The sequence below is a fragment of the Candidatus Omnitrophota bacterium genome, from assembly GCA_041650805.1.
In the GTDB taxonomy this organism is placed as follows: Bacteria; Omnitrophota; Gorgyraeia; order 2-01-FULL-45-10; family 2-01-FULL-45-10; genus JBAZKM01.
Window position 1 is genome coordinate 49,891 of sequence record JBAZKM010000008.1, and the last position, 23,917, is coordinate 73,807.

Consider the following 23,917-nt stretch of genomic DNA (forward strand, 5'->3'; position numbering starts at 1 on the left):
AATATTATATGGGCACCTCCGGAAAAGTCAAGGCAATAAGAAAGCCCCGGGAGATACAGCCTCCCGGGGCCTGGAATAGATGGCGCGGGTTACGCCGCCACCGCGAATTTAATGAACGCTCTGCGGAGCGTTTCGAGCTCTTCGGGCCTGGTGATATTGCAGACCTGGCCGAGCGCCCTTATTATATTCTCTACCGTGATGTCAAATATCCCGGCAACGTTCACATCCGGCATGGACTTTTCGTCTGCCACCCTGAAGTAATAGTAACGCGCTATACCCGTCACCTTTGCCATGATATCCGATACGGAGCTGCCGTATACTATCTTCTGGTTCTCGGGACGTCCCGAATTGAGCCTATCGATGAGAGCGGCCTGGGCGGCGGTTGCGGCTATGACGGCGACGCGGACGCCTGACTGCGTAAGCCGCGGAAGCGCTATACCGAGCCCCGGCTCGTACTCCTCTTTCCCTTCGACACGGCGGCCGAAAGTCGCCCTTTCCGAAAAGACGAGCATGGAGCGATCATCGACTCTTATATCTTGTCCCATCGTACACTCGTTCTTCCGCAGCGCCATGCCGAATTCCTCCGGCGTCCATCCGTTCTGGCTGTACCAGGCAGGGACGGCATCTTGTGCCTTCCCGAGCAGCGCTGAGGCTGTCTCAGACAATGGCATGACGCTATTCGCTCCGGCTATAACTGTTACGAGACCATAGTCCCCTCTCAAAGATACGACTACCCGTTCGGGCAGATTCCTGAATGCCGCTGAGGTAAGGAAGCCATTCCTCTTATTACTCGAATTGATCGTACGGCACATGCCGCGGAGTTTTTCTTTCTCTTCGCTCTGCTTTTCGTCTGTGAGGCCGGATAGCGACTCTACGGCATCACTCATCGAGATAGCTATCATAGCAAACCTGCCGTTCTCCAGCAATTCCCATGTCTCACGCTCCACCTCGGTAAAATTGGCCGGGAATTCATCTGACCTGACAAACTGGCCGATGCCCTTCGCGGGTTCGGGATTCGAGGTCCCCTCAACTCCGGGGTTTGCTTTCTTTGCTGCAGCTGCCGCGGCTTCGGCCGGTCCGAGCCCGTGCGTCCCCGACAGATACCTCCTCACGAACTCAGGCAGTTCCGTGAACGCCCTGGAGATCAGGAATACGTCCTTATTTGTACTGAAATTTATCACGCGGACCATCTCTCTCAACCTCGCCATCTCTATCTTCTGTTCATCCAGTCTTAATTCTGTATAATGCTCTACGATATGACGCAATATCCCTGCGACTTTATCAAACCTCCATATCCGCAATAGCCCTTCTATGGCCGAGCTATCTCTCGCACTGTACGATACCAGTATATCCGCGATAGCATCCATGCCTTTTTCCGTGACGGAATAACCATCTACCGCTCCTATCGGGCGCTTAACAAGATGACCTTCCGCTGCCAATGCGTCTAGGTCCCGCCGGGTCTGCGAATCATTCTTCATATCTTCAGGCAGACCGGGCATCCCAAGCCTGGGAAAACGGCTCTTCACCTCATTATATTCCGACCTGAACGCAGCAAGAGTAAAATCTCTCTTATCTATTGACAGGGAAGTGCCTTTCAGCGTCATCGACAGCGCGATGACCGTGAGCGCGCCCCGGGCATCCCTGAACGGCTTCTTACCGAACTGCCCGTTCGCGTCGCGCGGCTGTTCGTCCGGAGACATCTGCGGAACGAGGAATGCCACAAGCTCCTCGACCGGCTCGAAGCTTGCACCCATTACGTAATTCGGCCTGAGGTCAAGCAGACGCTGGAAGTTGCTCGCGTTGTCGCGTGAGCGTATCACGATGACGACGCTCCCGAGCTCCACGCCCGCCTTTATCTCGACCTTCCCGTCCCCGACCACCAGGAACTCGTTATCGGCAAGATTACCCGTCTCTTTTATATTCTTGGTGACATCGTACTTCGATGCGATCGCCTTATCGACGTCATACCCGGTCACCGTCACCCAATCGCCGAGGCCGAGGAGGTTCACTTCCTCCTGGACACCTTTTTTATCTGAACCGGTTATGATATTTATAACCACGCCGCGCGCGGCCAGCATCCTGACGAATTCAACGCCTCCGGGGACGAGGAACGCTCCCGGCTGGACAGCCCCGCTATCGACGAGCCCGAGGCGGTAGTTCCTGACCGCGAAGAGCTTCTCCAGGTACATCTTGCAGAAATAACGTCCCGGCTCCGACTCGACCATGGGCCTGCCTTCCGCCGCCTCTTTTGCGCGGCAGTAGTCGAACGCCCATTGGAAGATCGCCCCTTTGCCTCTCTTTATCGCCTCGTCGCATGCCCGGCCGAACTGAGTCGGCGTCGGCTCTCCCTTCGTCTCCTCTATCATACCGCGTGCCCAGATCATCGCTTCGCGCGAGATCTTGCCCTGATCGACGAGACGCCGCATGGCCGGAGTCATGATATCGCTATCGAATCGTATATCATCTATATCCTTAACGCTGTCTATAAGGTCATTGAACTCCTCTTCCGTCAGTTCCTTACCCTCGATGATCGCGGCGACTATGGGCGTCATTATCCCTTCCCACCCTTCGCGTATACGCGATATTGTACCGTCCCAGTCGAGCGCCGCGACCTTTATGTTGATACCTTCCATGGGACGAAGCGCTTCGAGCTGCCGCGGCGATCCGCCGGCGGCTGCCGCTTTCTGCGGGACCATGTCAGCCGCCGCCGCGGCTATTATCGCCGCGCCTACGCCGGAGCCATCCTCGGTCATCACTATCTCGATATTATCGGAGACGTTCTCGCCGGCCCCGGAGTCGAGCAGCTCCCTCAGGGCCGCCCTTATCCTCTCCTTGAAATAAGGATAATTTTTGTAAAGAGATCCGTCGACTGCCGCAACATGCTTCCGCGAGATGGCCGGATCCATCTTCCTTATTACCGCGACTATCGCCGCGGCGGTGACACGGGCGGCCTTTGTCGAAACGAGCTCGCATACCGACTTTACAAGGCGGCGGTCTTCCACCGTGGAATTATTGACCCCAAACTCCGCGAGGAGTGATCCCACGCCTTCCAGGTCTTTCGAATCATCGGACTCGATGGCGGACATATGCTCCGTCAGAAAACCGTCTTTGCCCATTTCGGCCGGCACCGTGTTGAAAATAGGCGAGGAAACACCTCCAAAGAGAAGGTTGTTGGATATGAGGCGGGCCATTATAATGCGCGCGATCTCGCCCAGATACATGCCGGAGACCATCTTCTCCAATAACTGCCTTCCGCTATTATTCGATTCCAGGTCCAGGACAAAGTCCCAGGGGGTGCGCGGGACAGAGTCAAAGTTGCCCCATTCCATGTTTATCATCATATTCTGTCTGGAGAGTCCGTCATCTACCCACTTGGCGATCTGGCCTATAGGAAGCCAGAAGGCCGCGTTCGTACCGGTGCCGAGGATGATCCCCATGTCGCAGTCAGGGTCCTGGTACCTGGCGGTGGCGAGCGTACCTACCGTATCGTTACAGAGCGCCGCTACCTTTACGCTGCCGGGCGCTTTGCGGTCAAGCCCTGCCTCAAGAAGTTTCACAACATCATTTCCGACCACACCGCTCGTGGTCCAGCCTTTTGTCCATTCTTTGTGTATACCGGAAGCTGCCCCGGTCTGCTCTACGGGGAAAGACCATGTAAGACCCAGTTTTATCTCCCTGTCGAGCGGCATACCCTGCGCCGCCATGAACGATCCTATCGACCCGGCGATAAAATCGAAGAGTTCTTCGGCTGTGCCATGCATGTGCCTCTCTTCGAATTTGAATTTGCCGATATCACCGACGATCGAGAACCTGCCGTTGCCTTCAAGCCGGACCCTCAGTACGCGGAGGTTCGTCCCGCCCACATCGACCCCCAGGTACTCTCCGGTCTCCCGGCCTGTAGGCACGCCTACGAAGGCGGGTAGCATCTTGAGAGAGCTCGGCCTGGCGGCGAGACCTGAATCCATCTGATCCATCATGCCTGACTGTACGCGCTCCATATCCTCAGGAGAAACGGTCATCTGTCTGGTAAGATATGAGCGCGCTTCAGCGGCACCTTCCGGCAATTGCGAATGAACATCCAGGATCTCTCTGTATAATATACGCCCGGACCGGGATGAGACGGCTCCGGCCGGCTTATCTTTAAATCTGTTCAACGTCTCGAAGCCAAGGGCGCCTACGGAGGCGAAGAAGCCGAAGCGCTCCCTGTCGTCAGGTATGGTCCTGATCGCGTTCTCGTTGTAATATCCGAAGCCGAAACGGCGTTCCATGAACTCGTGCCCTACGAGGAAGTCGCCGCCCTGCCTGAACTGCGGGTACTGCGCTACGCGCGCCCTCTCCTCGATGAACGGCATCGTATCCTTATTGATGTCGACGCCGCTGAAGACCTTCAGCCCGAACTCCTCGGCTAGCGCCACTACGCCCTTTATCTCTTCATCCGTATTCCTGTGCGGCATTATGGCTATACCCAGTACGCCTATCGACTTCAGGTACGGGAAGAGCTCCCGCAGGATATTCTCTTCGTCCGTGCCGTTGCGCTTGGAATCGCCGAGGTACGGATAGACGGGTACACCGCCGGCCGCTATTATGGAATCTACAACGTACTCCATCGACGGGCACTCTTCAGGGTCCGGGGCGATAAAGCATGAAACCGGGGATCCCGGCTTCAGGAGGCCCCCCCTCAGGATCTCCATGTCGCTCTCTTCATTGTCGATATTTTCCTCTTCTCCGGCGCTCAGTTTACGGCCCAATACGGCCTCGTAAGCGTTCTTGCGCGCCTCGCCCCTTCCGTACCGGTCGTTGATCACTATGGCAAGCCCCATCATGAGATGGCGGTCTGTGCAATTTCCGTTTTCCGCCAGGGCGGAGACATCCTCTTCATAAGGCACCATGACATCGAGGCCTGCGGCCCCCATCCTCTTGTTTACCTTCTCTATCATGGCGCGGTTCCTTCTCTCCTTGGATGCCCGTACCTTTTCGAGCATCTCCAGGATGGCCGGGTGCCTTCCGTCGGGCAGGGCATGGCACAGGAAATATGCCATATTCGCTATCCCGGGCGCATTGATGACATGCTTCGCGAATCGTTCCGGCATGCTCACGCGCATCTCGAAACCGGAAGTCACCTGCTGGCCCAGGAGTCCGGCCGCCGCTAGGAATGAAGGGATGCCGTCCGTCGTATCGTGATCGATGATACCAACGTTCCTTAAACCGCCGCGTTTTGCCCAGTAGGCGATCGCTTCAGGGTAATAAGGGCTGAATGAGAACTTGCTGTGGACGTGTACGTTATTCTCCTCCGTCTCCGGGGCACAGATGATCTCTCCCCTCCTTATCATGCCGTTCAACTGTTTGAGAGCGCGGACCCTCTTGTCGGCGTCGCGCGAATAGAGCAGCGCCTCGAGCCGTGCCTGCTCGTCCGAAGCGATCGCCAGCGCGAACGGCATCATATCCTTTTTCTTCAACAGGCTGGCGCGCAACTCTTCACGGTAGAGCGGCGGACTATTCGTCAGGATATAAGGCAGGTGCCTCTCCTTGAATATCCGTTCCGCCCTCTGGACATCACCCATCTCGGCCACACCTTCTCTCAAAGCCAGTGCGCATGCCGCGTAATCTTTCGCCTTGATATGGTTGTAGAAACTCTTTACCGATATATCGCTTCCGAAGCCATAATTCTCAAGATCCTCCAATTGCGCTTCGAACACAAGCATTTTTTTATTGAACGCGCGAAGCGGCTCTTCGCCTATACTCCCGCCGCCTATTCTCTCACAGGTAAGCGCGCCGCAGACGGTGGCGCCTTTCGCCGCCTCCTTGGGAGTCATACCTTTGGCGAAACCATAAGCCATATAAGCACTGTAGCTGTCGCCTGCGCCTGTGGTATCGGCGATCTTCACGCCCCGTACCGCAGGCATATGAAATCTCTGCGCGGCTCCGGACACACCTTTCCCGGATATCGCTACTTCGCTCCCGCCCTCTCCGAGCTTAAGGAAGACGGCCGGGATACCGAGCGTTTCGCCAAAGAATTGAATGATATCCCCAGTCTCCTCTTTGCCGGATATTTTACGGGCTTCTTTTATGCTGGGTGTGAGATAATCCAACTTAGACATGGCCTCCCGGGCCTTGGGCGATCCCTCCAGGCCGTACAGGTCCACAACCGTGTCCCATCCTACCTTGGCGCCCATCCTCTTTGCCCTGTCTATCAAGCTGCCTATCCGGGGCATAAGCTGTTTATTCAACGCGATGCCGCCGAAGTGCAATACCGAACATCTCAGCGCCTCATCCGGTATATCGGCTTCGGTCAGATATTCATTTGCGCTGCCTAAAGATAGATTATATGCTGTCTCGCCGGTATCCTGGTTTGAGAAGATCAGGTTCGTCGAGGTGGAGACATCTTTGACTACCCTGATGCCGGTTGTATCCATCCCCTTGTCCCGCATCAACTTGATCAGGCCGTGCCCGAGCTCATCGTCTCCTACGGCGCCTATCAACTTAACGCGCGCGCCGAGCTCATTAAGGACCATCGCGGACGCAAAGCCGGGGCCCCCATACGTCACCTTCAACCGACCTCTCAACTCAGACGTAAGACCGTTCAGATAACCGTCCGTAGCCTCTGACGGAGGGGTGACAAATACCTTGTCGCCCTTCCAGGCAAGCCGCGGGTCTGAAGGCAGCGGATACTGGCTATCCTTCCCCAGAGGCACGATTATGTCAGCCACAATGCTCCCCACTACCGTTATGACAGGCGCATCAGGCGGGTAAGTGCGCATGACGGCAGGAAGCGGCGCCGATAACGGTTCCCGGGCAAACTCCTTCATCATCTCTATGACTTCCTGAGGATCTTTTGCCGGGGCCGTCTTCTCTGCCGGGACACCTATGATATTGGCCATCTCCCGAGATGCCGGGGCCACCGTCGCAATAACCCCTCTTATTCTCGCGATAAGCGAAGCTTCCCCCTCACCTCTCTCTATACCATTTAGCACCGCCGGGGCCATGCCAAGAAGACCCGTAAGAGCCGACTTTCTGACGTAAGCTATCTCTCCTCGTTTTATTGAATAAGCGAATTCACGGTCGTAGGCACCTTTATCATCCAAGACCTTAAGCGCCCTGAGGGACTCTTCCTCGACATCGGACACTATAGCACCGGCCCTCCCTGCGATATCACGCAGCAGATCTCCCAGAGGCAAAGACGCCTCCTGAGGATCGTATGAGATCCCGGCATCGGCCGCCGCCTTGAGCGCAACCTGCCGCAGAAGATTCTCCACTCTCTCTCTGCCGTTCTCGGACCGGAGGATCGCCATCTCTCGGACCGCGGTATCCCTGCCCGACTCGGCCGCCGTTATCTCTTCTATCTCTTTCCATCCCGCGATCGTTACTGCGTACTTTCCCCTGTTCGGCATCCTTAAAAATCCTGCCCTTACCAGCTTGTTGAGATCGTCTCTTGCGGTCGTCTCTGATGGGCGGCCGAACCCTAACCCCGGATGCGCCGCGCGCACCTCGTCATGGCCTTCCCTGTACTGCTGGGTAGTGACAAAACCCACATTATTCAGCAGCGTCTGCAGTCCCTGAGAGAGCGCGAAGACCTTTTTGGCGTCCTCCGGGCTCTTGCCCGGTTCTGTCGGCCTTCCGACCCTTCCCGTGCCGTCTGACGAGCCGCGGCCGGTCCGAGGTATACCGCCCTCTGTAACGTAGCTTGTACCGTGCTCGGTCGCGATCTTGCGGCTCGTTTCATATTCATCCCGTCTGGCAGTCCTTATGCTCTCGTCGTCAAAACTGTATACAGCGCTCTTGAGCGGGACCGCAAGCTTGAAATCTGAAAGAGGGTTCTCCTTTAGATATTCAGGAAAACCGGGAAACCCCAACGCCGCTCCCTCGGTTAATCTATATGAGGCCATTCCATTTGTATTATGCTTAATTAGATATAGCACCGCCCTGATGCCTTCCTTCGTGATCCTGTAATGGCCGGGCCTGATCATCTTGATATAATCGGCTTCTATAAGCGCCTTCCTGTCCCTCTGCCGCGTACGTTCGCTCACCTCAAATCCGGCAATATGCCCTATTTGCAGCTGGTCAAAGTCGGTAAATCCGACTGCAACGAAGAAACGATCCGGATCCTCACCAAACATCATGAGCATGTCAACGGGGCTCCCGCCCGGCTTCTGCTGGCCGGCCCTATATATTTTTGCGGTCTCCGGCGTCTCGCTCTTTGCTTCCCCAACGCCGGTCATCGCGGTGACTCCCGGACCTTGCGGCTGCACTACAGCGGGGCGAAGCATCCGGATCTGTTTAACCACCTCGGGAGCCATATTTCTATTGACGTCACATATCCTGTAGAGAGCGTTAGCGGCACTTTCGAGGACGTCCGGCGCCATTTCGCCATTGAACAACAGTATCCTCATAAGAACCCCTATGCGCCTCGGGTCCGCCGTATTGATGCCCTGTTCCCTGGCAATTTTTTCAAGTTTTTCCCTCATATCCTGCGGGATGTCTGCAACGGCTGCTGCTGCCGCAGCTTCCGGTTTCGCGAGCAGGCGCATGCGGAAGAGTTCCGCATATACGGTTTTGGCCTTATCCGGCGCTACGCCTACCTGTTCCAGTTGTCTTACGCCTATGTCCATGCTGGACACTTCGCCCTTGCTTATCGCCTCAAGGACTCTCACCCTGGCCGCATCTTTGGGATCGATGCCGCACTCTACGGCGATCTGGGCTATCGATCTTGCCGCCGGCGCAGCTTGCGCAATCGGACCACTTGCACCCTCTGGGCCTTTGCTCTGTTTTTGGCCCCGGGCCGCCGCAGCCGGTTTGGGCTCCACCGCGGGTTTGACGGCCTCTCCTGTCCGCAGGTCATACATGACCGGGGCGCGATTCTGCCCCGCCACCCTCAAATATTTTGAATCGTTGCTGAAGATCGCCCCATTTGAGGCATCGATATCTTTCAGGATCGCTCTTCCGTCCTTCAGATCGATCACCATCGTACGGGATGTCCCGGAATTGGTGATCGCGGCATATGCGCCGTCGGGACTGACGATGCCTGTTTCGCCTCTATCCTCAAGGCCGTAGATCCTTTCAAATGAATCGCTGCCCTTTGTCCTGACGAACTTTGAGTCCCCGGTGAAGACGGCCCCGCTCCATGCATTGACATTCTCAATGAGAGGCCTGCCGGCCATGATGTCAAATACGGTTGCCCGCGATTCAAGATCTATCAAGAGGAGATACCTGCCGTTCGGACTGACGAAGTAACCGTTCTGCGCATCCTTGGCTTTTATTACGATATTACCCTGTGGGTCAAGGACGGATATTATTCTTGACGTGGGCACCAGGACCGTATACCCGGATACGGTCTGGAATATGGCCCTAATACCATCCTGTCTTATATTCAGCTCCCTGATCACGCGCACAGGCACGTTGACCCCGCCCATATTGACAACCGGTTCCGCTCTCTTCCCGTGGCCGAAGATCCCGGCGTAGTCGCGGGTCTTGAGGTTGGCATCGAGGTCCGCAACGGCGTATTCTCTCATATTGAGCGTATGCGGTTCGCCGCCCGCCCTCAGCGCTTCCTGTATACGCAGACCTTCTCTATACCTGTCGTCTATCTCGTTGACCGGGCTCTCACCGTCAAACCGCAGCACGGGGCATCCCAGCATGACACCTATCTCGTGAGCGAGGAGACGTTTTATCTTATTCACCGTCTCCCGCCTTTTAAACTCCGCCGCAGGTGATCTCTCTCCGCTCATCAGTGCCGCAACCTCGCGCTCCTCCAGGAATATGTGGACAGCTCCGTTACTTGCATGGGAATGGGCGATCACCTTCTTCTCCTCCCCGTTCCGCGCGACCACCGTTACTTTATTATTGTCAAGCATATCCCTGACATCACCGGTCATTGGGATAATGTAAAGCGGCCGCCCTTCGACCGACGCGCTGCCTTTTATTATCAAACCGGCAATTGCGCTTATCTCCTTTACGTAACCCCGGGCCGACTCTGCAACAGGAAGAGCCAGACGGCTCTTGTGGGCAAAATCTATTACGATGTCGTAACGCTCGTGTTGCATATAATTACTGATGGCGGCGGTGTTAGTGCCGACGCGGACTGGCAGGGAATCGCGGAGCACTATGGCTCCTCTTAATCCATCCAGCTGTTCATCTGTAAGGAACTCTACGGGGAACGGATCACCCGCGTTACGGACAGTTGAGAAGACCAGCTGATAGTTATAGGTCTTGCCGCCCTTATTCACAGAGACGGGGACCCTGAATATGTGCCCGCCTACCGGTTCGACCTGGTTGAAGAATGTCCGTATCTTTGCCGGTTGCAAGATCGTCTTCTCCGGGATCTCATGGACAGCCTCAAAGCGTTCGAATGCCTTCCTTATCACGCCGATATCGGTGGCCCTGTCGATCTCCGTCAGTTTGTCCAGCTCCACGAGGTCCATCTGGAGGGCAATGCGGGCAAGGGCGATATTCTTGTAGTGAGGGGAATCATCGCCGAGGTCGTCAAGCACAAGCGCCGGCGCGAGGTTTATGCCGCCGCCCGAGCCGCTCATAGCGAACGCGTCTGTGCCGAGGCCGACGCTCGAAAATAAGAATGACAATGCCGTAACCAGCGATATCAATTTCTTCATCATTTTACTTCTCCCTGTTTTGAGGTTTATTTAACTTTCTGTTCGACTTATTAAAATCACTTACTAAATTAAAAAACTGCCTGGCATGTTCGCCAAGCAGTTTTTGGTTAGTCAAAGTGCAGTTAAAAAATTATGTTACAAATATACATTATGATATCGAAATCGTCAAGCACCTATTTTATATCTTAACGATATTGCCAAAATCTCGTCGCGAGAATGAGAGGTTGACAAATCCATGGCTTAATCTATAATAGCGGAATGGTGAAGATAGGGTCGGTGAATATCGATACGAACATTTTTCTCGCGCCGCTTGCGGGCTGCACGGACCTGGCATTCCGGCTGATCGCCCGCGAACACGGCGCGCGCTTCTGCTTCTTCGAGATGGTCGACGCCAATACCTTCTTCCACGGCACGTACAGGAAGACGCTCATGACGCTCAAGACAACATCCGAAGACACGCCCGTCGCCGCCCAGCTGCTCGGCTCGGACGCCGGTATGATGGTCGTCGCGGCGAAGCGGCTCCTCGATGTCGTAAATGTGCCTTTCATAGACGTGAATGCCGCCTGCCCCGCGAGGAAAGTGATCAGGAAAAAGTCGGGCGCATATCTCCTGCAGGACCCGGCGGCGCTCGGAAAGATAGTGAAGGAGATGGCCTCCTCCCTCCCCGTCCCGGTGACGGTAAAGATGCGGTTGGGCCACACGAGTAAAGATACGCCCCATATCGTAAAGGTCGCCGAAAGATGCGAAACGAGCGGCGCATCCGCGTTATTCGTCCATGGGAGGACCGGCGCAGACGGCTACAAGGGCGACATCGACTACGCGGCAATACGCAGGATAAAGGATGCGGTGAAGGTCCCCGTATTCGGGGTCGGGAATATCTGGACGCCGGAGATGGCAAAGAGGATGTTCGACGAGACGGGATGCGACGGCATATGTGTAGCCAGGGGCGCGCTGGGGAATCCCTGGCTCTTCAAAAGGATAGAGCGCTATCTTGAAACGGGCGATATCATCCCGGAGCCGGGTGTCGAGACGGTCAAAAAGATACTCAAAAGACACCTTGCATACATCAACGACCTTAAGACGGTCCCGGGACGTTCCATGGTAGGATACATGCGGAAGGTCGTCATGTGGTATATACGCGGTTTCCCGAATGCAAGGCGGATCCGCGAAAAGGTGTGCTCCGTCAAGACATACGACGGTATGCTCGCCCTTGTAGATACGGCCTAAAAATTCTCCGCCAGCACCTCGTAGAACGACTGGGGGTGCTTGCACGCCGGACATTCCTTCGGCGGCTCATTCCCCTCCATGACGTAGCCGCAGTTCGTGCAATGCCACTTCACGGCCGTCTTCTTCCTGAAGACCTCTTTATTCGCGACATTGGCGATCAGCCGCCTGTACCTCGATTCGTGGAACCTCTCAACCTTTGCTATCTGCTCGAACGACTGCGATACTTCAGGAAAACCCTCTTCCTTCGCGATACGGCCAAAATCCGAATAGAGCGTCGTCCATTCAAGCTTCTCCCCTGCCGCCGCAGATTCCAGGTTCGACTTCGTATCCCTTATGGCGCCGGCAGGATATACGGCCGTGATCTCGACATCGCCGCCCTCGAGATGCTTGAAGAAGACCTTCGCGTGCTCCTTCTCGTTCTCCGCCGTTTCGGTAAAGATATTGGCTATCTGCTCATACCCTTCCTTCCGGGCGGCGCTCGCAAAGTAGGTATAGCGGTTACGCGCCTGCGACTCGCCTGCGAACGCCTTCAACAGATTTTGCTCCGTCTTCGAGCCTTTGATCGATTTCCCCATCTTTTATGCCCCCTTTTTTAACCTTCTATCTTCTCCATCTCTTTGCCGCAGCAGACGAGCGTCCCGCCGCCCACCTCGGTCACCACCACCTCATTGCCGCATACGTTGCACCTGTACTTCTCACCCGTCTTCTCCACTGCCATAGAGCACCTCGCATTTAGTTTAAATATCTACCCCTTACATACTCCGCCCAGCGGCGCCCGAACTCCTTCTCGGACATGAGAAATTCATCGTCTATGGCGTTGGCTATATGCTGCCCCGTTGCCATCCTGTCAAGGAGGGCCCTCAAGCCGCCTATGCCCCAATTATCGATGACATATCTTACCACAGTATACGATAAAATGTAACAGGCGCGCATGTCCGCATCTTTGGCGCCGTCTTTGAAGGCCCTGTCAAGCGCGTCGATGGAAAGATACGGGAGGATATCACCGGACAGGGACCCCTTTGCCTCATCTTCGCGCCCCTTGAGGCCTTCCCATGTCGCTATCCCTTCGCTGAACCATACCGGGCAGTTGCCTTTGGTCTTTGCCGATACTACGGCGTGCGTATATTCATGGTACAGGTACCTGCCGAGCTCTTCATCGTCCGCGGTGTCCCGGTAGAATGGCATCCTTATATTTCCGTCGTAAAAGGCGCGCACGGCCCCCGGCACTTTGAATATCTCCCTGAAATCGTCTTCGGAATAGAAGAATACGGTCGTCTTTGCCGAAGGGAAATAAGCCAGGTCCTTGCCTATATCCATATATGCGCCGGAGAGTATGCGGCTGACGCGCCCGATCTCCACCGAGAGGCCCCTGCCGTATACGATATTGAAATTGGGCAGCTCGATCTTCTCTTTTGAAGCCGCCAGCCCCGCCTCTTTCGCGGCCTTTTCCAGGTCTTCCGCAAGGGTCTTGTCGGCGGGGTCCATGGCAAGTCCGCGGGCCCAGTAAAAAGCGGCGGTTTCAGGCTCATTGCGCCTGTAATAGATGTCGCCGATGAACCGCAGGATGCGCGCGTCGGGATATGCGAGTTCGGCCCCTTTCAATAAGAATATCGCTATCTTCTCCCGCCCTTCCTTATATTCGCCGAAGGCATCGTTAAAGAGCGATATGCCGAGGTTACGCGAAGCTGCCGCCGAACCTTCGGTAAGCGTCCTGGCTTCCCGCAGGTCCGTTATGGCCCCCGCCCAGTCGCCTGAGCGGGCCCTCTTGAGCGAACGGCGGGCCAACATGAGCGCCAGGTTCTGGCCCGTGTGCGCGTTGGGCAGGACTTCGCGGGCCTTTGCGAGATATTCGACGGCGCGGTCATGGTCGTCCTTTTCGGCGAAGCTTGCCGCATATTTTGAATAGGCATATATGAGGCCGAGTTTTATCTCCCTGTTATCCGGAGACGCCTCGTACGCTTTTTCGAATGAGCCGACCGCTTCTCTATACTTCCCCTTATCGAGAAGGTCGTCGCCCTTTCGCACGTATTCGAATGACCCGGGTGTGCTGCGGAGGAAGGCGCGGCTGCCGGACCTGTATACCAACACCAGGGCGGCAAAGAGTAGAACGGCTGTTACTACAGGCACTTTTTTAAATAGCATATGAGCGGGCGCGGAAAAACAAGTTTATTGGGTCTGCGTCTGCGGCTGGAGATCGCCTGCGGTGCCGATATTCCTGACTTCGAGCTTCGGGTCGATCTTCTTCAGGAGCCCTTTAAGGACCTGACCGGGCCCTATCTCGAGGAAGGTCTTTATGCCGCTTGCGGCAACGGCCCTTATCGATCTTTCCCAGAGCGTCATCGAATTGACCTGTTTTATAAGATTATCTTTTATCTTCACGGGGTCGGCCTGGACCGCGGCGTCTACGTTACTTATGAACGAGCACTTCGGCGGGAGTATCTGGACTTTGTCGATGAAATTCTGCAGCTTGTCGCGGGCGCCGGTCATGAGCGAGGAATGGAACGGCCCGCTCACCTCAAGCATCAACACCCTCCTGGCCCCCTTCTCTTTGGCTAAACTCGCCAGGAGCTCTATATTGGTCGTCTTGCCGGATACGACCACCTGGCCCGGGCAGTTGAGGTTCGCGACCTCGCAGCCGATCCCTTTACATAGGCCTTCGACGGCCTGAAGCTCCATGCCTATGACGCATGCCATCTTGCCAGGCGTCTTCCGCGAAGCGTCCTCCATCAGCTCCCCCCTCTTCCTGACCAGGAGGAGGGCATCCTCGAACGAAATGCTGCCGGCCGCTACGAGCGCCGTATATTCCCCCAGTGAAAGGCCCAGGCAGAACTTAGGAGAGAATTCTGCCGCGAGGCCTGACGCCTCATATGCCCTTAGGGCCGCGATACTCGTCGTCAATATCGCCGGCTGGCTGTTCTCGGTCGTTGCGAGTTCCTCCTGCGGTCCATCAAAACATAACTTCTTCAGGTCAAATTTAAGGAGGGTGTTCGCCTTATCGAATATGTCCCGGGCCGCAGGGAATGATCCATACAGGTCCTTGCCCATCCCCACGTATTGCGCCCCCTGCCCCGGAAATATATATGCCGCGTCTACCATTCTATTACTATCGCTCCCCATGTCAGCCCGCCGCCGAAGGCGTCGAGCAGTATCTTGTCGCCTTTTTTGATGCGCCCTTCTTTGACCGCTTCGACGAGCGCCACCGCGCTCGAGGCCGCGGACATATTCCCGTACTTCTCTATATTAAGGTATATCTTCTCTTTGCTAAGCCCCATCCGTTTCGCGACCGCTTCGAGTATCCTTATATTCGCCTGGTGAGGTATGACAAGGCTTATATCTTCCGCCTTGAGGTTGAGGGGCCTTGTAGCGTTGAGGGCGGCGTCCGCCATGACCCTCACTGCGTGCTTGAAGAGCTCGGCGCCGTTCATCTTGATGAAATGGAGCCTGTCTTCGATCGTCTTCTTCGTAGCGGGTATCCTCGAACCGCCGGCCGGAAGTTTTATCAGGTCGCCCGCCTTGCCGTTCGCGCCCAGGTGCACGGAGAGTATCCCGCCCCGTTCCACGGGGCCCAGGACCGCCGCGCCCGCGCCGTCGCCGAATAGGACGCACGTGGAACGGTCGCTCCAGTCGGTCACCGAGGAAAGCTTTTCGGCGGCCACCACCAGGGCGTGCTTGTAGGCGCCTGAGCTTATGAACTGATTGGCGATAGCGAGGCCGTAGATGAATCCGGAGCAGGCTACGCTTATGTCAAAGGCCGGGACCTGGCGCGCGCCGAGCTTCTCCTGCACGAGGCAGGCCGTAGCCGGGAAGAACATGTCAGGGGTGATCGTAGCTACGATGATGAGGTCTATGTCTTCGGGTTTCAACTTTGCGTCGCTCAGGGCGCGCCTCGCCGCCTCGGCGGCCATATCGCTCGTCGCCTCATCCTTCCGGGCGATCCTGCGCTCCTTGATGCCTGTCCTCGTCGTGATCCACTCGTCGGTAGTGTCGACCATGCGCTCCAGTTCCGCATTGGTCAGAACCTTCTCCGGCAGATACGCACCCAGCCCTATGATCCCGACTTTTTTCGTCTCACACATATCTCAATAGCTCTCCAATTCCTCGACTATATGCTTATTCACATCCTGCCGCACGAACTCTGCGGCGACCCGTATCGCGTTCTTTATCGCCTTGGGCGACGATGACCCGTGGCTTATGATACAGCTGCCGTCGACTCCGAGAAGCGGAGCGCCGCCGTATTCTGAGTAGTCCATCTTCTTCTTCAGTTCGTTGAAGGCCGAGCTCGACAGGACCGCCCCCACCGTTGCTATGATGCTCGACTTTATCTCTTTCTTCAGGAGCTGCATGATCGTGTCCACGACGCTCTCCGAGACCTTCAGGATCACGTTGCCGACGAACCCGTCGCATAATACTATGTCCGCCTTCCCGGAATAGATATCGCGGCCTTCCATGTTGCCTATGAAATTCAGCTTCGACTCGCTCAAGAGCGTGTGCGCCTCTTTTATGAACTCCGTCCCCTTCGTCTCCTCCTCGCCGACATTGAGAAGACCGACGGTCGGATCATCCTTATGCAGTATATACCGCGAATAGGCGTCCGACATGATGCCGTACTGCAGCAGATGTATCGGCTTCGGATTTATGTTGGCTCCTACGTCGATGATGAGCGAGGTCCCGGTCAGGGCCGGGATCACGATCGCGATGCCGGCCCGCTCTATGCCGGGCAAGAGCCTCAGTGAGAGCGTCGACGCGCAAACCACCGCGCCCGTATTGCCGGCGCTCACGAATGAGTCCGCCTCGCCGTGTTTCAGGAGCTCCAGACCTACGACTATCGAGGAATGCCTCTTACGCCGTACCGATATGGCCGCCGGTTCGCTCATCTCGATCACTTCGGGCGCGTGAAGTATGGAGACCTTATCGGGTTTGCCTCCGTGTTTGGCCAGTTCCTCATTGATGCGCTTCTCGTCGCCGACCAGCACGATGTCGTGCCCGAACTCCTGCATCGCCTGGATCGCGCCTTCGACCTCTACCGCCGGGGCGTTATCGCCGCCCATTGCATCAAGGACTATCTTCATGCCTTAGCCTCTTCGTTAAATATACCTTGTCCTACTTCTTCTTCTCCACCTTCTCTTCGATCACGACCACCGGCTTCCCCTTGTAAAAACCGCAATGGGGACAGACCCTGTGCGGGAGGCGCGGCTTTTTGCAGTTCGGGCAGACGGAAAGGTTCTGCATATAGACCTTACTGTTCGCGCTGCGCCGCTTATCGCGCCTCGACTTCGAATGTTTACGTTTAGGCAGTGCCATCTCAGACTCCTTTTTTTATTATCTCGTACGTGTCCCTCGCGATAAGCAACTCCTCATTCGTCGGGATCGTCAGAAATTTTGTCTTCCCGGAAACGACGTTCGCGAGGTCCTTAGCTATTCTCTTCCTGATCCAGGGGTTGTTCTCTCCTATGCCCGCCGTAAATATGACGGCGTCCAGGCCGCCCATGGCCGCCTGGTATGCGCCTATATATTTCTCGATCCTGTAGATAAAGATCTCGATCGCCAGCTTAGCGAGCCTGGAGCCTGGGGCCTGGAGCTTGGAGGACTTCAACAGATCCCGCATGTCGTTACTGATGCCCGAGATGCCGAGAAGACCGCTCTCCTTATTGAGTATATCGTTGATACGGTGCGGCGAAAGGCGCTCCTTCTCCATTAGATAAAATACTATCGCCGGATCGAGGTCGCCTGAACGCGTCCCCATTATGAGCCCCTCAAGAGGGGTGAAGCCCATCGTAGTATCTACGGAGACCCCCCTGTCGACCGCAGCCATACTGCAGCCGTTGCCGAGATGGCAGGTGACCAGCTTGAGGGCCTTCGGCGGCCGCTTCAGTTCCCGGGCCGCCTCTTCGGCCACGAACCTGTGGCTAGTGCCGTGAAAACCGTACCGCCGGATACCGTATTTTTTATAATACCTGAAGGGAAGGCCGTAAAGGAACGCCTTCTCCGGCATCGTCTGGTGGAACGAGGTATCGAATACGGCTACCTGGGGTATGCCCGCGAGGATCTTCGCGCAGGCCTTTATGCCGAAAAGGGACGGAGGGTTATGGAGCGGCGCCAGATCGCTGTACTTCTCCACCGACCGTATCACCTTCCCGGTGATGAGGGTCGACGACTTAAACTCCTCGCCGCCGTGGACGACCCTGTGGCCTATGCCGCTTATCTCGCTCTTTGACTTTATGACGCCGTGCCTGGGGTCCGTCAGGACGTCGACGATCATCTCGATGGCGACATGGTGATCTTTACAATCGACCATCCGGTCCACGCCGCCGTGCCCGTCGCGCTGGTGGTGCAGCCGCGGGTCCTTCTGCCCTATACGTTCGACGACGCCCTTTGCAAGGGAGCGGTACCTCCTGATATCGAATAACTGGTATTTCGCCGAGGAGCTTCCGCAGTTGATTACAAGGATTAACATTTAATTTATGGCCCTCAGCGCGGTTATCGCGACCGCATCTATTATATCGTCCGCGTCACACCCGCGCGAAAGGTCGCTGCATGGTCTGGTGAAGCCCAGGAGCAGCGGGCCGACCGCCCTGGCGTTCGCAAGCCGCTGGACCAGTTTATAGGAGATGTTTCCGGCGTCGAGGGTCGGGAATATGAGGACGTTGGCGCTCCCGGCGACGTCGCTCTTGGCGCACTTTATCTTTGCCACTTCCGGCACGATAGCGCTGTCGACCTGGAATTCGCCGTCTACGAGCAGGCCCGGCGCGATCTCCCTGGCCTTCTCCACCGCTTCGCGGACCTTATTCACCGCATCGCCTTCCGCGCTCCCCTTGCTCGAATAGCTGAGGAACGCCACCTTCGGCGCCGTCCCTGCTAGCCGCTTGAATAGGTCTGCGGATGATACCGCGATGCCGGCAAGCTGCCTCGCGTTCGGCGTGGGGTTCACCCCGCAATCCGAAAATATGAAGACGCCTTTATCGCCGTACGGCGAGGCCGGCACCTCCATCAAAAATGCGCCCGAGACGACCGCTATCGACCTGTCGATCGAGAGGCACCTGAGCGCGGCCCTGATGACATCCGGGGTCGTATGGTTAGCGCCTGCAACAAAACCGTCGGCCAGGCCCTTCCTCACGAGCATCGCGCCGAAGGTGAGGTAATCTTTTCTCATCGCCTCAGCCGCCTGTTCCGGCGTCATGCCTTTCGTCTTCCTCAGCTCATAATATTCGTTCGCAAAACCCGCCGTCTCCCTGAACTTCTCCGGGTCGATCAACTCCAGGTTCTTCTGGTCCTTCGCCTTTATCAGCTTCCTGACTTCATCCTTGCCCACGAGTAAAAGTTTAGCTATGCCCTTCTCCAGGATATAATTCGCTGCATCTATAGTGCGCGTGTCATCTGTTTCGGGAAGGACAATCTTCTTTAAATTTTTAGCCGCCTTAATCCTGATTTCCTCTAAAAGAGTCAAGACCTACCTGCCTTTCTTATATTTTAATTTTTCCTTTAACAGGGCGCTCGCCTTCTTCGGCAAGAAATTTTTGAGATCGGCGCCGAGGCCCGCGGCCTCTTTGATAAGTTTGCTAGAAATGTAGGAATACGACTCGTGCGGCATCATGAATATCGTCTCTATCCCCGGATCTAGTTTGCGGTTGGTAAGGGCCATCTGGAATTCATATTCGAAGTCGGAGAGCATCCTGAGGCCCCTCAGAACTACATTGGCGCCCCTCTTCCTGACGTAATCTACGGCAAGGCCGTCGAATTCATCGACGACTACATTGCGCATATCCCGGACGGCGTCCTTCAACATCGCCACTCTCTCCTCGACGCTGAAGAGGACCGACTTATGCGGTTTTCGCACGACCGCGACTATCACCCTGTCAAATATATTTGACGCGCGCTTTATAAGGTCTATGTGACCGTATGTGACCGGGTCAAACGTCCCCGGGTAGACCGCTACTTTCGCTCGGCTCATATTCTTTCTTCCGGAATACGGTTATTACGATATCGCCGTATTTACGTTCCTTGTCCAGGATCAGGCGCTTCAGGACCGCGTCAAGGGCGTCTTTTTTGAAATGTTCGGCTATTACCAGACTAATGGGCGATAATATATCATAATCATCTATATTTATCAAGCATTTTTTGGCCATCCCCTTATGATAAGGTGGGTCGAGGAAGACGATGTCATACTTCTCCTCCTCTTTACCGAGCCGCGGCAGGACGCTCAGGGCATTTGTTCTCATAACCTCGTACCTGGAGCCGTCGACACCGAGGGAGTCGAGGTTTGCCTTTATGGTCTGGACGCACCTGAAGTTGTTATCGACGAAAGTCACGTATCCGGCGCCTCTGGAAAGCGCCTCCATGCCGAAGGCACCGGTCCCGGCAAAGAGCTCAAGGACCCTCTTTCCCGAAATATCACCCAGGATATTGAATATCGCCTGCCTGACCTTGTCCTGTGTCGGCCTTATCTCGACGCCCTTAGGCATCGCTATGAGCCGGCTCCTGTATTCGCCCCCTATTATCCGCATAGAACCACCATAGACCCCCGGGGTCTAGTTTTATCCTACTTTCGCCAGTTCGAACTTCCCTTTGAACCGTTCCGCCAGGTTCGCGGCGAGCGCCCTGTGGTGCTCTTCCCTGAAACCGGGGTCGCGTGCCACGAGCGCGAACGCCTCTTTACGCGCAAGCTCCATGATATCGAAGTCCTTAATGATATTCCCGAACCGTATCTCGGGAAGGCCGTGCTGTTTCGTCCCGAAAAATTCTCCGGGGCCGCGTATGTCGAGGTCCGCTTCTGCGATCTCGAACCCGTCGAGCGTCCCCTCGACGGCCTTGAGCCGCTGGGCCGCCCGCTCCGTCTTCGGGTCCGCGAGGAGGATGCAGTACGACTCGTGCTCGCCCCTGCCGACCCTGCCGCGCAGCTGGTGGAGCTGGGCCAGCCCGAACCGCTCGGCGTTCTCCACGAGCATCACGGTCGCGTTCGGGACATCTATACCGACCTCGATGACTATCGTCGAGACGAGGAGGGCTGTCTTCCCTTTCTTGAAATCCTTCATCACCGCGTCTTTTTCTTTCGTCGACATCTTCCCGTGAAGCAGCCCCACCTTGAAATCTGTGAAGATCTCGTTCTTCAATTTGTCAAACGTTTCCTCCAGGCTCCTGGCTCCCAGCTCCAAGCTCCTGGCCGTCTTCTCGATCAGCGGGCAGACCACATACGCCTGGCGCCCCTTCGCCAGTTCCTCCTTAACAAATGAGTAGACGCTGCCCCGTTTCGCCTCTTCGACCCAGTAAGTCACTATCGGCTTACGACCCTTCGGCATCTCCCGTATCACGGATATGTCGAGGTCGCCGTATACCGTAAGGGCGAGCGTCCGCGGTATCGGGGTCGCCGTCATCACCAGGACATGCGGGTTATACCCTTTCTCCCTCAAGACGGCGCGCTGCGTGACGCCGAACTTGTGCTGTTCGTCTATGACTACGAGCCCCAGCCGTTTGAACCTGACGTCCTCCTGTATCACGGCATGCGTGCCGACGACGACATTCATCCTGCCCTCTTCTATCTCTGTATATATCCGCGACTTCGCCCCGCCCTCTATGCCGCTCACCAGGAGGACGACGTTTATCCCGAGCGGCATCAGGAGCTCGCTCAGGACGATGAAGTGCTGGCGCGCCAGTACCTCCGTCGGCGCCATTATTGCCCCCTGGAAGCCGTTCTGGACGGTCAGGACTAGCGCATGCGCGGCCACCACCGTCTTGCCGCTCCCAACATCCCCTTCGAGGAGACGGTTCATCGGTTTCGTTGACGACATGTCGCGCTCTATATCGGCGATCGCCTTATTCTGCCCTGCGGTAAGTTCGAACGGGAGAGAATCCCTGAAAGTGTCTATAAGCTCTCCGCGCACATTGTGGGCTATACCCGCCACGGCCTCCTTTATCCCCTTCTTCTTCAATGCGAGCGCCAGCTGGAGCAGGAAGAACTCCTCGAAGACGATCCTGCGGTACGCCTTGTCGAGGGCGTCGGGCGTTGTCGGAAAATGTATATTCCGTATGGCGAACTTCACGTCCACAAGGCGGCCGCGGGCGATGATATATGTCGGCAGCTTCTCGGCGAGGGCCTTCCCGTAATCGGAGAGGGCCGCGTGTGTAAGGGAACGCATATACCGCTGTGTGATCTCCGCTGTGAGCGGATATATCGGGACGATCCGGCCGACGTTTATCGAATCTTTCTCCCCCTCTTCGGCTATCTCGTACTCCGGCTGGACGATCTGCAGCTTATCGTAACGCTCGACCCTGCCGTACAGGACCACCTTCTGCCCGCGTTTGAAATGATCTTTGAGATACGGCTGGTTGAACCATATGGCGTGGATGAACCCCGTGCCGTCCGTGACGGCTATCTGGAAGAACGGCATGCCGCTCTTCGTTGTGCGCGATGAGAGGGTTATCACCTCGCCCTGCACGGTGGCCGGCGCGCCTTCCTTCAGGTCGCGTATGGCCGCTATGCTTGAGCGGTCTTCGTACTTCGCGGGCAGGTAGTAGAGCAGGTCGAGCGCCGTCTCTATGCCGAGTTTCGCCAGGTACGCGCTCTTCTTCGGCCCTACCCCCTTGAAATACCTCACCGGTGTCTTTAAATTAATATTTTTCTCTTGCATCATCTATTGAGCTATGTTAGTATACTGCCCAAACGAGAGGTATAAAAAATGTCAAAAATATGCGAGATCTGCGGCAAGAAACCGGTAGCCGGCAGGACCATCGTCCGTCGCGGCCTGGCCAAGAAGAAAGGCGGCGTCGGCCAGAAGATAACCGGAATCACGGCGCGCAGGTTTCTTCCCAACCTTAAGACGGTCAGGGCGCTCGTCAACGGCGCCTCGAAGAGGATCACCGTCTGCGTAAAGTGCCTCAAGGCCGGCAAAGTCACAAAAGCCGTTTAATTCTAACACACCGTCCCCGATATTTCAATCATATCTACGATAATCTGTGTGACCGGGCCCATTCCTCCCGTCTGTGATCATCTGTGTACTTTCTGAATAATCAACAAATCTTGACAAAAACTAAAATCGTGATATACTTTGGTTAGGAAGGAAAAAATATGAATATCGGAGAAATCATACATAAGTTACGGAAGGACAAGAAGATGACGCTCGCGGAGCTCTCCGCGGCATCGGGCGTCGCCCTCGCCACGCTGAGCCGGATGGAGAACGGCAAGATGACCGGCACCCTCGATTCACACATTAGCATAGCGAAAGCGCTCGAGATCTCCCTGCCTGACCTATATAGTAGCCTTGCCCTGAGCAAAAGAGAGGTCGAAAGGCGTACAAAAGAGACCAAGACAGATGTGCTCCGCCACACCAAGAGCTCATCCGTAGAGATGCTCGTCTCCAAAACAGCCAACAAGAAGATGATGCCTCTATTGGTAAAGATACATAAAGGCGGGACAACACAAAAAGAAGAGACAAAGACAGGAGTTGAAAAATTTATTTACGTCCTGGAAGGCAACCTTGAGGCGACTATAGGAGAGGAACGATACAACCTGGCCAGAGGCGACACGCTCTATTTCGAATCTGCCATACCTCACTACTTCACCAACACCGGAAGGGGTGACGCCCGTATCATCTGCGTCGCCTGCCCTCCGCTTCTCTAAGGCCAAAACCGGGAGATTACCCCTCACTTTTTTATTTCATAAGATCCCAGTTCGCGGTTTCGCCGGATAGGATCAGGTCGACTTTCAGTCCCGACACTTCGTGGTGCAGGACCTCTCTCTCCAACCTACCCCTTGAAAAGGCCGTGGCCATGGCCTGAGAATGCCTTTTTCTCCTTACGAGATCCTTCACTTCTTCAGCGATCTCTTTCGTGTGAAGAGTGACGAGGAACCTCTGTTTCGGGCTTTGCTCTATCACTATCAGCACCCTCATCTCATTCTCACCTTCCCCTCTGCCAAGCGACCGCCATTCAAAATTTGCCAAGCGGAATGAGATCATTTTGTCCTAAACCAAGTAAGTATAACACAGGAATTAGAATAATCAATAGCAAGCAAAAATCGTGCCGATATTTGTTAAATCTTAATAGACATAACACATTTATTGTAAATTGGTTATGCTAAAAAGGTGGATAACAAA

General features: G+C 55.7%; 17 protein-coding genes. 3 read left to right on the forward strand and 14 right to left on the reverse strand.

The features are described from left to right. Positions 1 to 89 precede the first annotated feature (89 nt). Positions 90 to 10,607 (reverse strand): PfkB family carbohydrate kinase, encoded by a 10,518-nt coding sequence (locus WC515_06775; protein MFA5147057.1) that lies wholly within the window; start codon positions 10,605 to 10,607, stop codon positions 90 to 92. Positions 10,608 to 10,862: 255 nt separating this feature from the next. Here WC515_06775 and dusB point away from each other — a divergent pair, with 255 nt between their 5' ends. Beyond that, on the forward strand, positions 10,863 to 11,831 hold the full coding sequence (gene dusB, locus WC515_06780; protein MFA5147058.1) for a tRNA dihydrouridine synthase DusB: 969 nt from the start codon (positions 10,863 to 10,865) through the stop codon (positions 11,829 to 11,831). Here the strand turns inward: dusB and WC515_06785 are convergent. Genes WC515_06785 through recG form a run of 12 tightly spaced genes read right to left on the reverse strand, consistent with a single transcriptional unit; the run spans position 11,828 to position 22,456 of the window. Then, positions 11,828 to 12,406 (reverse strand): rubrerythrin family protein, encoded by a 579-nt coding sequence (locus WC515_06785; protein ID MFA5147059.1) that lies wholly within the window; start codon positions 12,404 to 12,406, stop codon positions 11,828 to 11,830. The two genes, dusB and WC515_06785, sit on opposite strands and share 4 nt — an antisense overlap. 17 nt (positions 12,407 to 12,423) lie before the next feature. Beyond that, positions 12,424 to 12,549, reverse strand: a complete 126-nt coding sequence (locus WC515_06790) for a desulfoferrodoxin FeS4 iron-binding domain-containing protein (protein ID MFA5147060.1) — start codon at positions 12,547 to 12,549, stop codon at positions 12,424 to 12,426. A 14-nt stretch (positions 12,550 to 12,563) separates the two neighbouring features. After that, a complete protein-coding gene (locus WC515_06795) occupies positions 12,564 to 13,973 on the reverse strand; it encodes a hypothetical protein (protein MFA5147061.1) in 1,410 nt (469 codons plus the stop codon). A 24-nt stretch (positions 13,974 to 13,997) separates the two neighbouring features. Then, positions 13,998 to 14,927, reverse strand: coding sequence for an ACP S-malonyltransferase (gene fabD, locus WC515_06800; GenBank protein ID MFA5147062.1), 930 nt, complete (start codon positions 14,925 to 14,927; stop codon positions 13,998 to 14,000). Beyond that, positions 14,921 to 15,907 carry a beta-ketoacyl-ACP synthase III gene (locus tag WC515_06805; protein MFA5147063.1) on the reverse strand — a complete coding sequence of 329 codons (987 nt, stop codon included), beginning with the start codon at positions 15,905 to 15,907 and terminating at the stop codon, positions 14,921 to 14,923. Before WC515_06805 ends, fabD begins: the two co-directional genes overlap by 7 nt. Positions 15,908 to 15,910: 3 nt before the next feature. Next, positions 15,911 to 16,900, reverse strand: a complete 990-nt coding sequence (gene plsX / locus WC515_06810; protein ID MFA5147064.1) for a phosphate acyltransferase PlsX — start codon at positions 16,898 to 16,900, stop codon at positions 15,911 to 15,913. Positions 16,901 to 16,931: 31 nt separating this feature from the next. Continuing rightward, positions 16,932 to 17,132 (reverse strand): 50S ribosomal protein L32, encoded by a 201-nt coding sequence (gene rpmF, locus WC515_06815; protein MFA5147065.1) that lies wholly within the window; start codon positions 17,130 to 17,132, stop codon positions 16,932 to 16,934. 1 nt (position 17,133) lies between these two features. Then, a complete protein-coding gene (locus tag WC515_06820) occupies positions 17,134 to 18,285 on the reverse strand; it encodes an acetate kinase (protein ID MFA5147066.1) in 1,152 nt (383 codons plus the stop codon). Next, on the reverse strand, positions 18,286 to 19,275 hold the full coding sequence (gene pta, locus WC515_06825; protein MFA5147067.1) for a phosphate acetyltransferase: 990 nt from the start codon (positions 19,273 to 19,275) through the stop codon (positions 18,286 to 18,288). It abuts the gene before it with no gap. Positions 19,276 to 19,278: 3 nt separating this feature from the next. After that, complete coding sequence (gene coaD / locus WC515_06830; GenBank protein ID MFA5147068.1) at positions 19,279 to 19,779, reverse strand: pantetheine-phosphate adenylyltransferase; 501 nt, start codon at positions 19,777 to 19,779, stop codon at positions 19,279 to 19,281. Next, positions 19,739 to 20,332: a 16S rRNA (guanine(966)-N(2))-methyltransferase RsmD gene (gene rsmD / locus WC515_06835; GenBank protein MFA5147069.1), complete on the reverse strand. Its 594-nt coding sequence runs from the start codon at positions 20,330 to 20,332 to the stop codon at positions 19,739 to 19,741. Before rsmD ends, coaD begins: the two co-directional genes overlap by 41 nt. A 30-nt stretch (positions 20,333 to 20,362) precedes the next feature. Beyond that, entirely contained in the window at positions 20,363 to 22,456 is a 2,094-nt protein-coding gene (recG, locus tag WC515_06840; protein MFA5147070.1) for an ATP-dependent DNA helicase RecG, read from the reverse strand. 45 nt (positions 22,457 to 22,501) lie between these two features. Between recG and rpmB the strand changes: the two genes are divergently transcribed. Next, the gene (gene rpmB / locus WC515_06845) at positions 22,502 to 22,732 is read left to right on the forward strand and encodes a 50S ribosomal protein L28 (GenBank protein MFA5147071.1); all 231 of its coding nucleotides are present in this window, start codon (positions 22,502 to 22,504) and stop codon (positions 22,730 to 22,732) included. Positions 22,733 to 22,890: 158 nt separating this feature from the next. Next, positions 22,891 to 23,442, forward strand: a complete 552-nt coding sequence (locus WC515_06850; protein ID MFA5147072.1) for an XRE family transcriptional regulator — start codon at positions 22,891 to 22,893, stop codon at positions 23,440 to 23,442. Positions 23,443 to 23,473: 31 nt separating this feature from the next. Here the strand turns inward: WC515_06850 and WC515_06855 are convergent, their stop codons facing one another. Beyond that, positions 23,474 to 23,779, reverse strand: a complete 306-nt coding sequence (locus WC515_06855; protein MFA5147073.1) for a hypothetical protein — start codon at positions 23,777 to 23,779, stop codon at positions 23,474 to 23,476. Positions 23,780 to 23,917 lie beyond the last annotated feature (138 nt).

Bases quoted from the DNA above. Each gene is read 5' to 3' on its own strand.
- WC515_06775 (MFA5147057.1), bottom strand. From the start codon at position 10,607: ATGATGAAGAAATTGATATCGCTGGTTACGGCATTGTCATTCTTATTT.
- dusB (MFA5147058.1), top strand. From the start codon at position 10,863: ATGGTGAAGATAGGGTCGGTGAATATCGATACGAACATTTTTCTCGCG.
- WC515_06785 (MFA5147059.1), bottom strand. From the start codon at position 12,406: ATGGGGAAATCGATCAAAGGCTCGAAGACGGAGCAAAATCTGTTGAAG.
- WC515_06790 (MFA5147060.1), bottom strand. From the start codon at position 12,549: ATGGCAGTGGAGAAGACGGGTGAGAAGTACAGGTGCAACGTATGCGGC.
- WC515_06795 (MFA5147061.1), bottom strand. From the start codon at position 13,973: ATGCTATTTAAAAAAGTGCCTGTAGTAACAGCCGTTCTACTCTTTGCC.
- fabD (MFA5147062.1), bottom strand. From the start codon at position 14,927: ATGGTAGACGCGGCATATATATTTCCGGGGCAGGGGGCGCAATACGTG.
- WC515_06805 (MFA5147063.1), bottom strand. From the start codon at position 15,907: ATGTGTGAGACGAAAAAAGTCGGGATCATAGGGCTGGGTGCGTATCTG.
- plsX (MFA5147064.1), bottom strand. From the start codon at position 16,900: ATGAAGATAGTCCTTGATGCAATGGGCGGCGATAACGCCCCGGCGGTA.
- rpmF (MFA5147065.1), bottom strand. From the start codon at position 17,132: ATGGCACTGCCTAAACGTAAACATTCGAAGTCGAGGCGCGATAAGCGG.
- WC515_06820 (MFA5147066.1), bottom strand. From the start codon at position 18,285: ATGTTAATCCTTGTAATCAACTGCGGAAGCTCCTCGGCGAAATACCAG.
- coaD (MFA5147068.1), bottom strand. From the start codon at position 19,779: ATGAGCCGAGCGAAAGTAGCGGTCTACCCGGGGACGTTTGACCCGGTC.
- rsmD (MFA5147069.1), bottom strand. From the start codon at position 20,332: ATGCGGATAATAGGGGGCGAATACAGGAGCCGGCTCATAGCGATGCCT.
- recG (MFA5147070.1), bottom strand. From the start codon at position 22,456: ATGATGCAAGAGAAAAATATTAATTTAAAGACACCGGTGAGGTATTTC.
- rpmB (MFA5147071.1), top strand. From the start codon at position 22,502: ATGTCAAAAATATGCGAGATCTGCGGCAAGAAACCGGTAGCCGGCAGG.
- WC515_06850 (MFA5147072.1), top strand. From the start codon at position 22,891: ATGAATATCGGAGAAATCATACATAAGTTACGGAAGGACAAGAAGATG.
- WC515_06855 (MFA5147073.1), bottom strand. From the start codon at position 23,779: ATGATCTCATTCCGCTTGGCAAATTTTGAATGGCGGTCGCTTGGCAGA.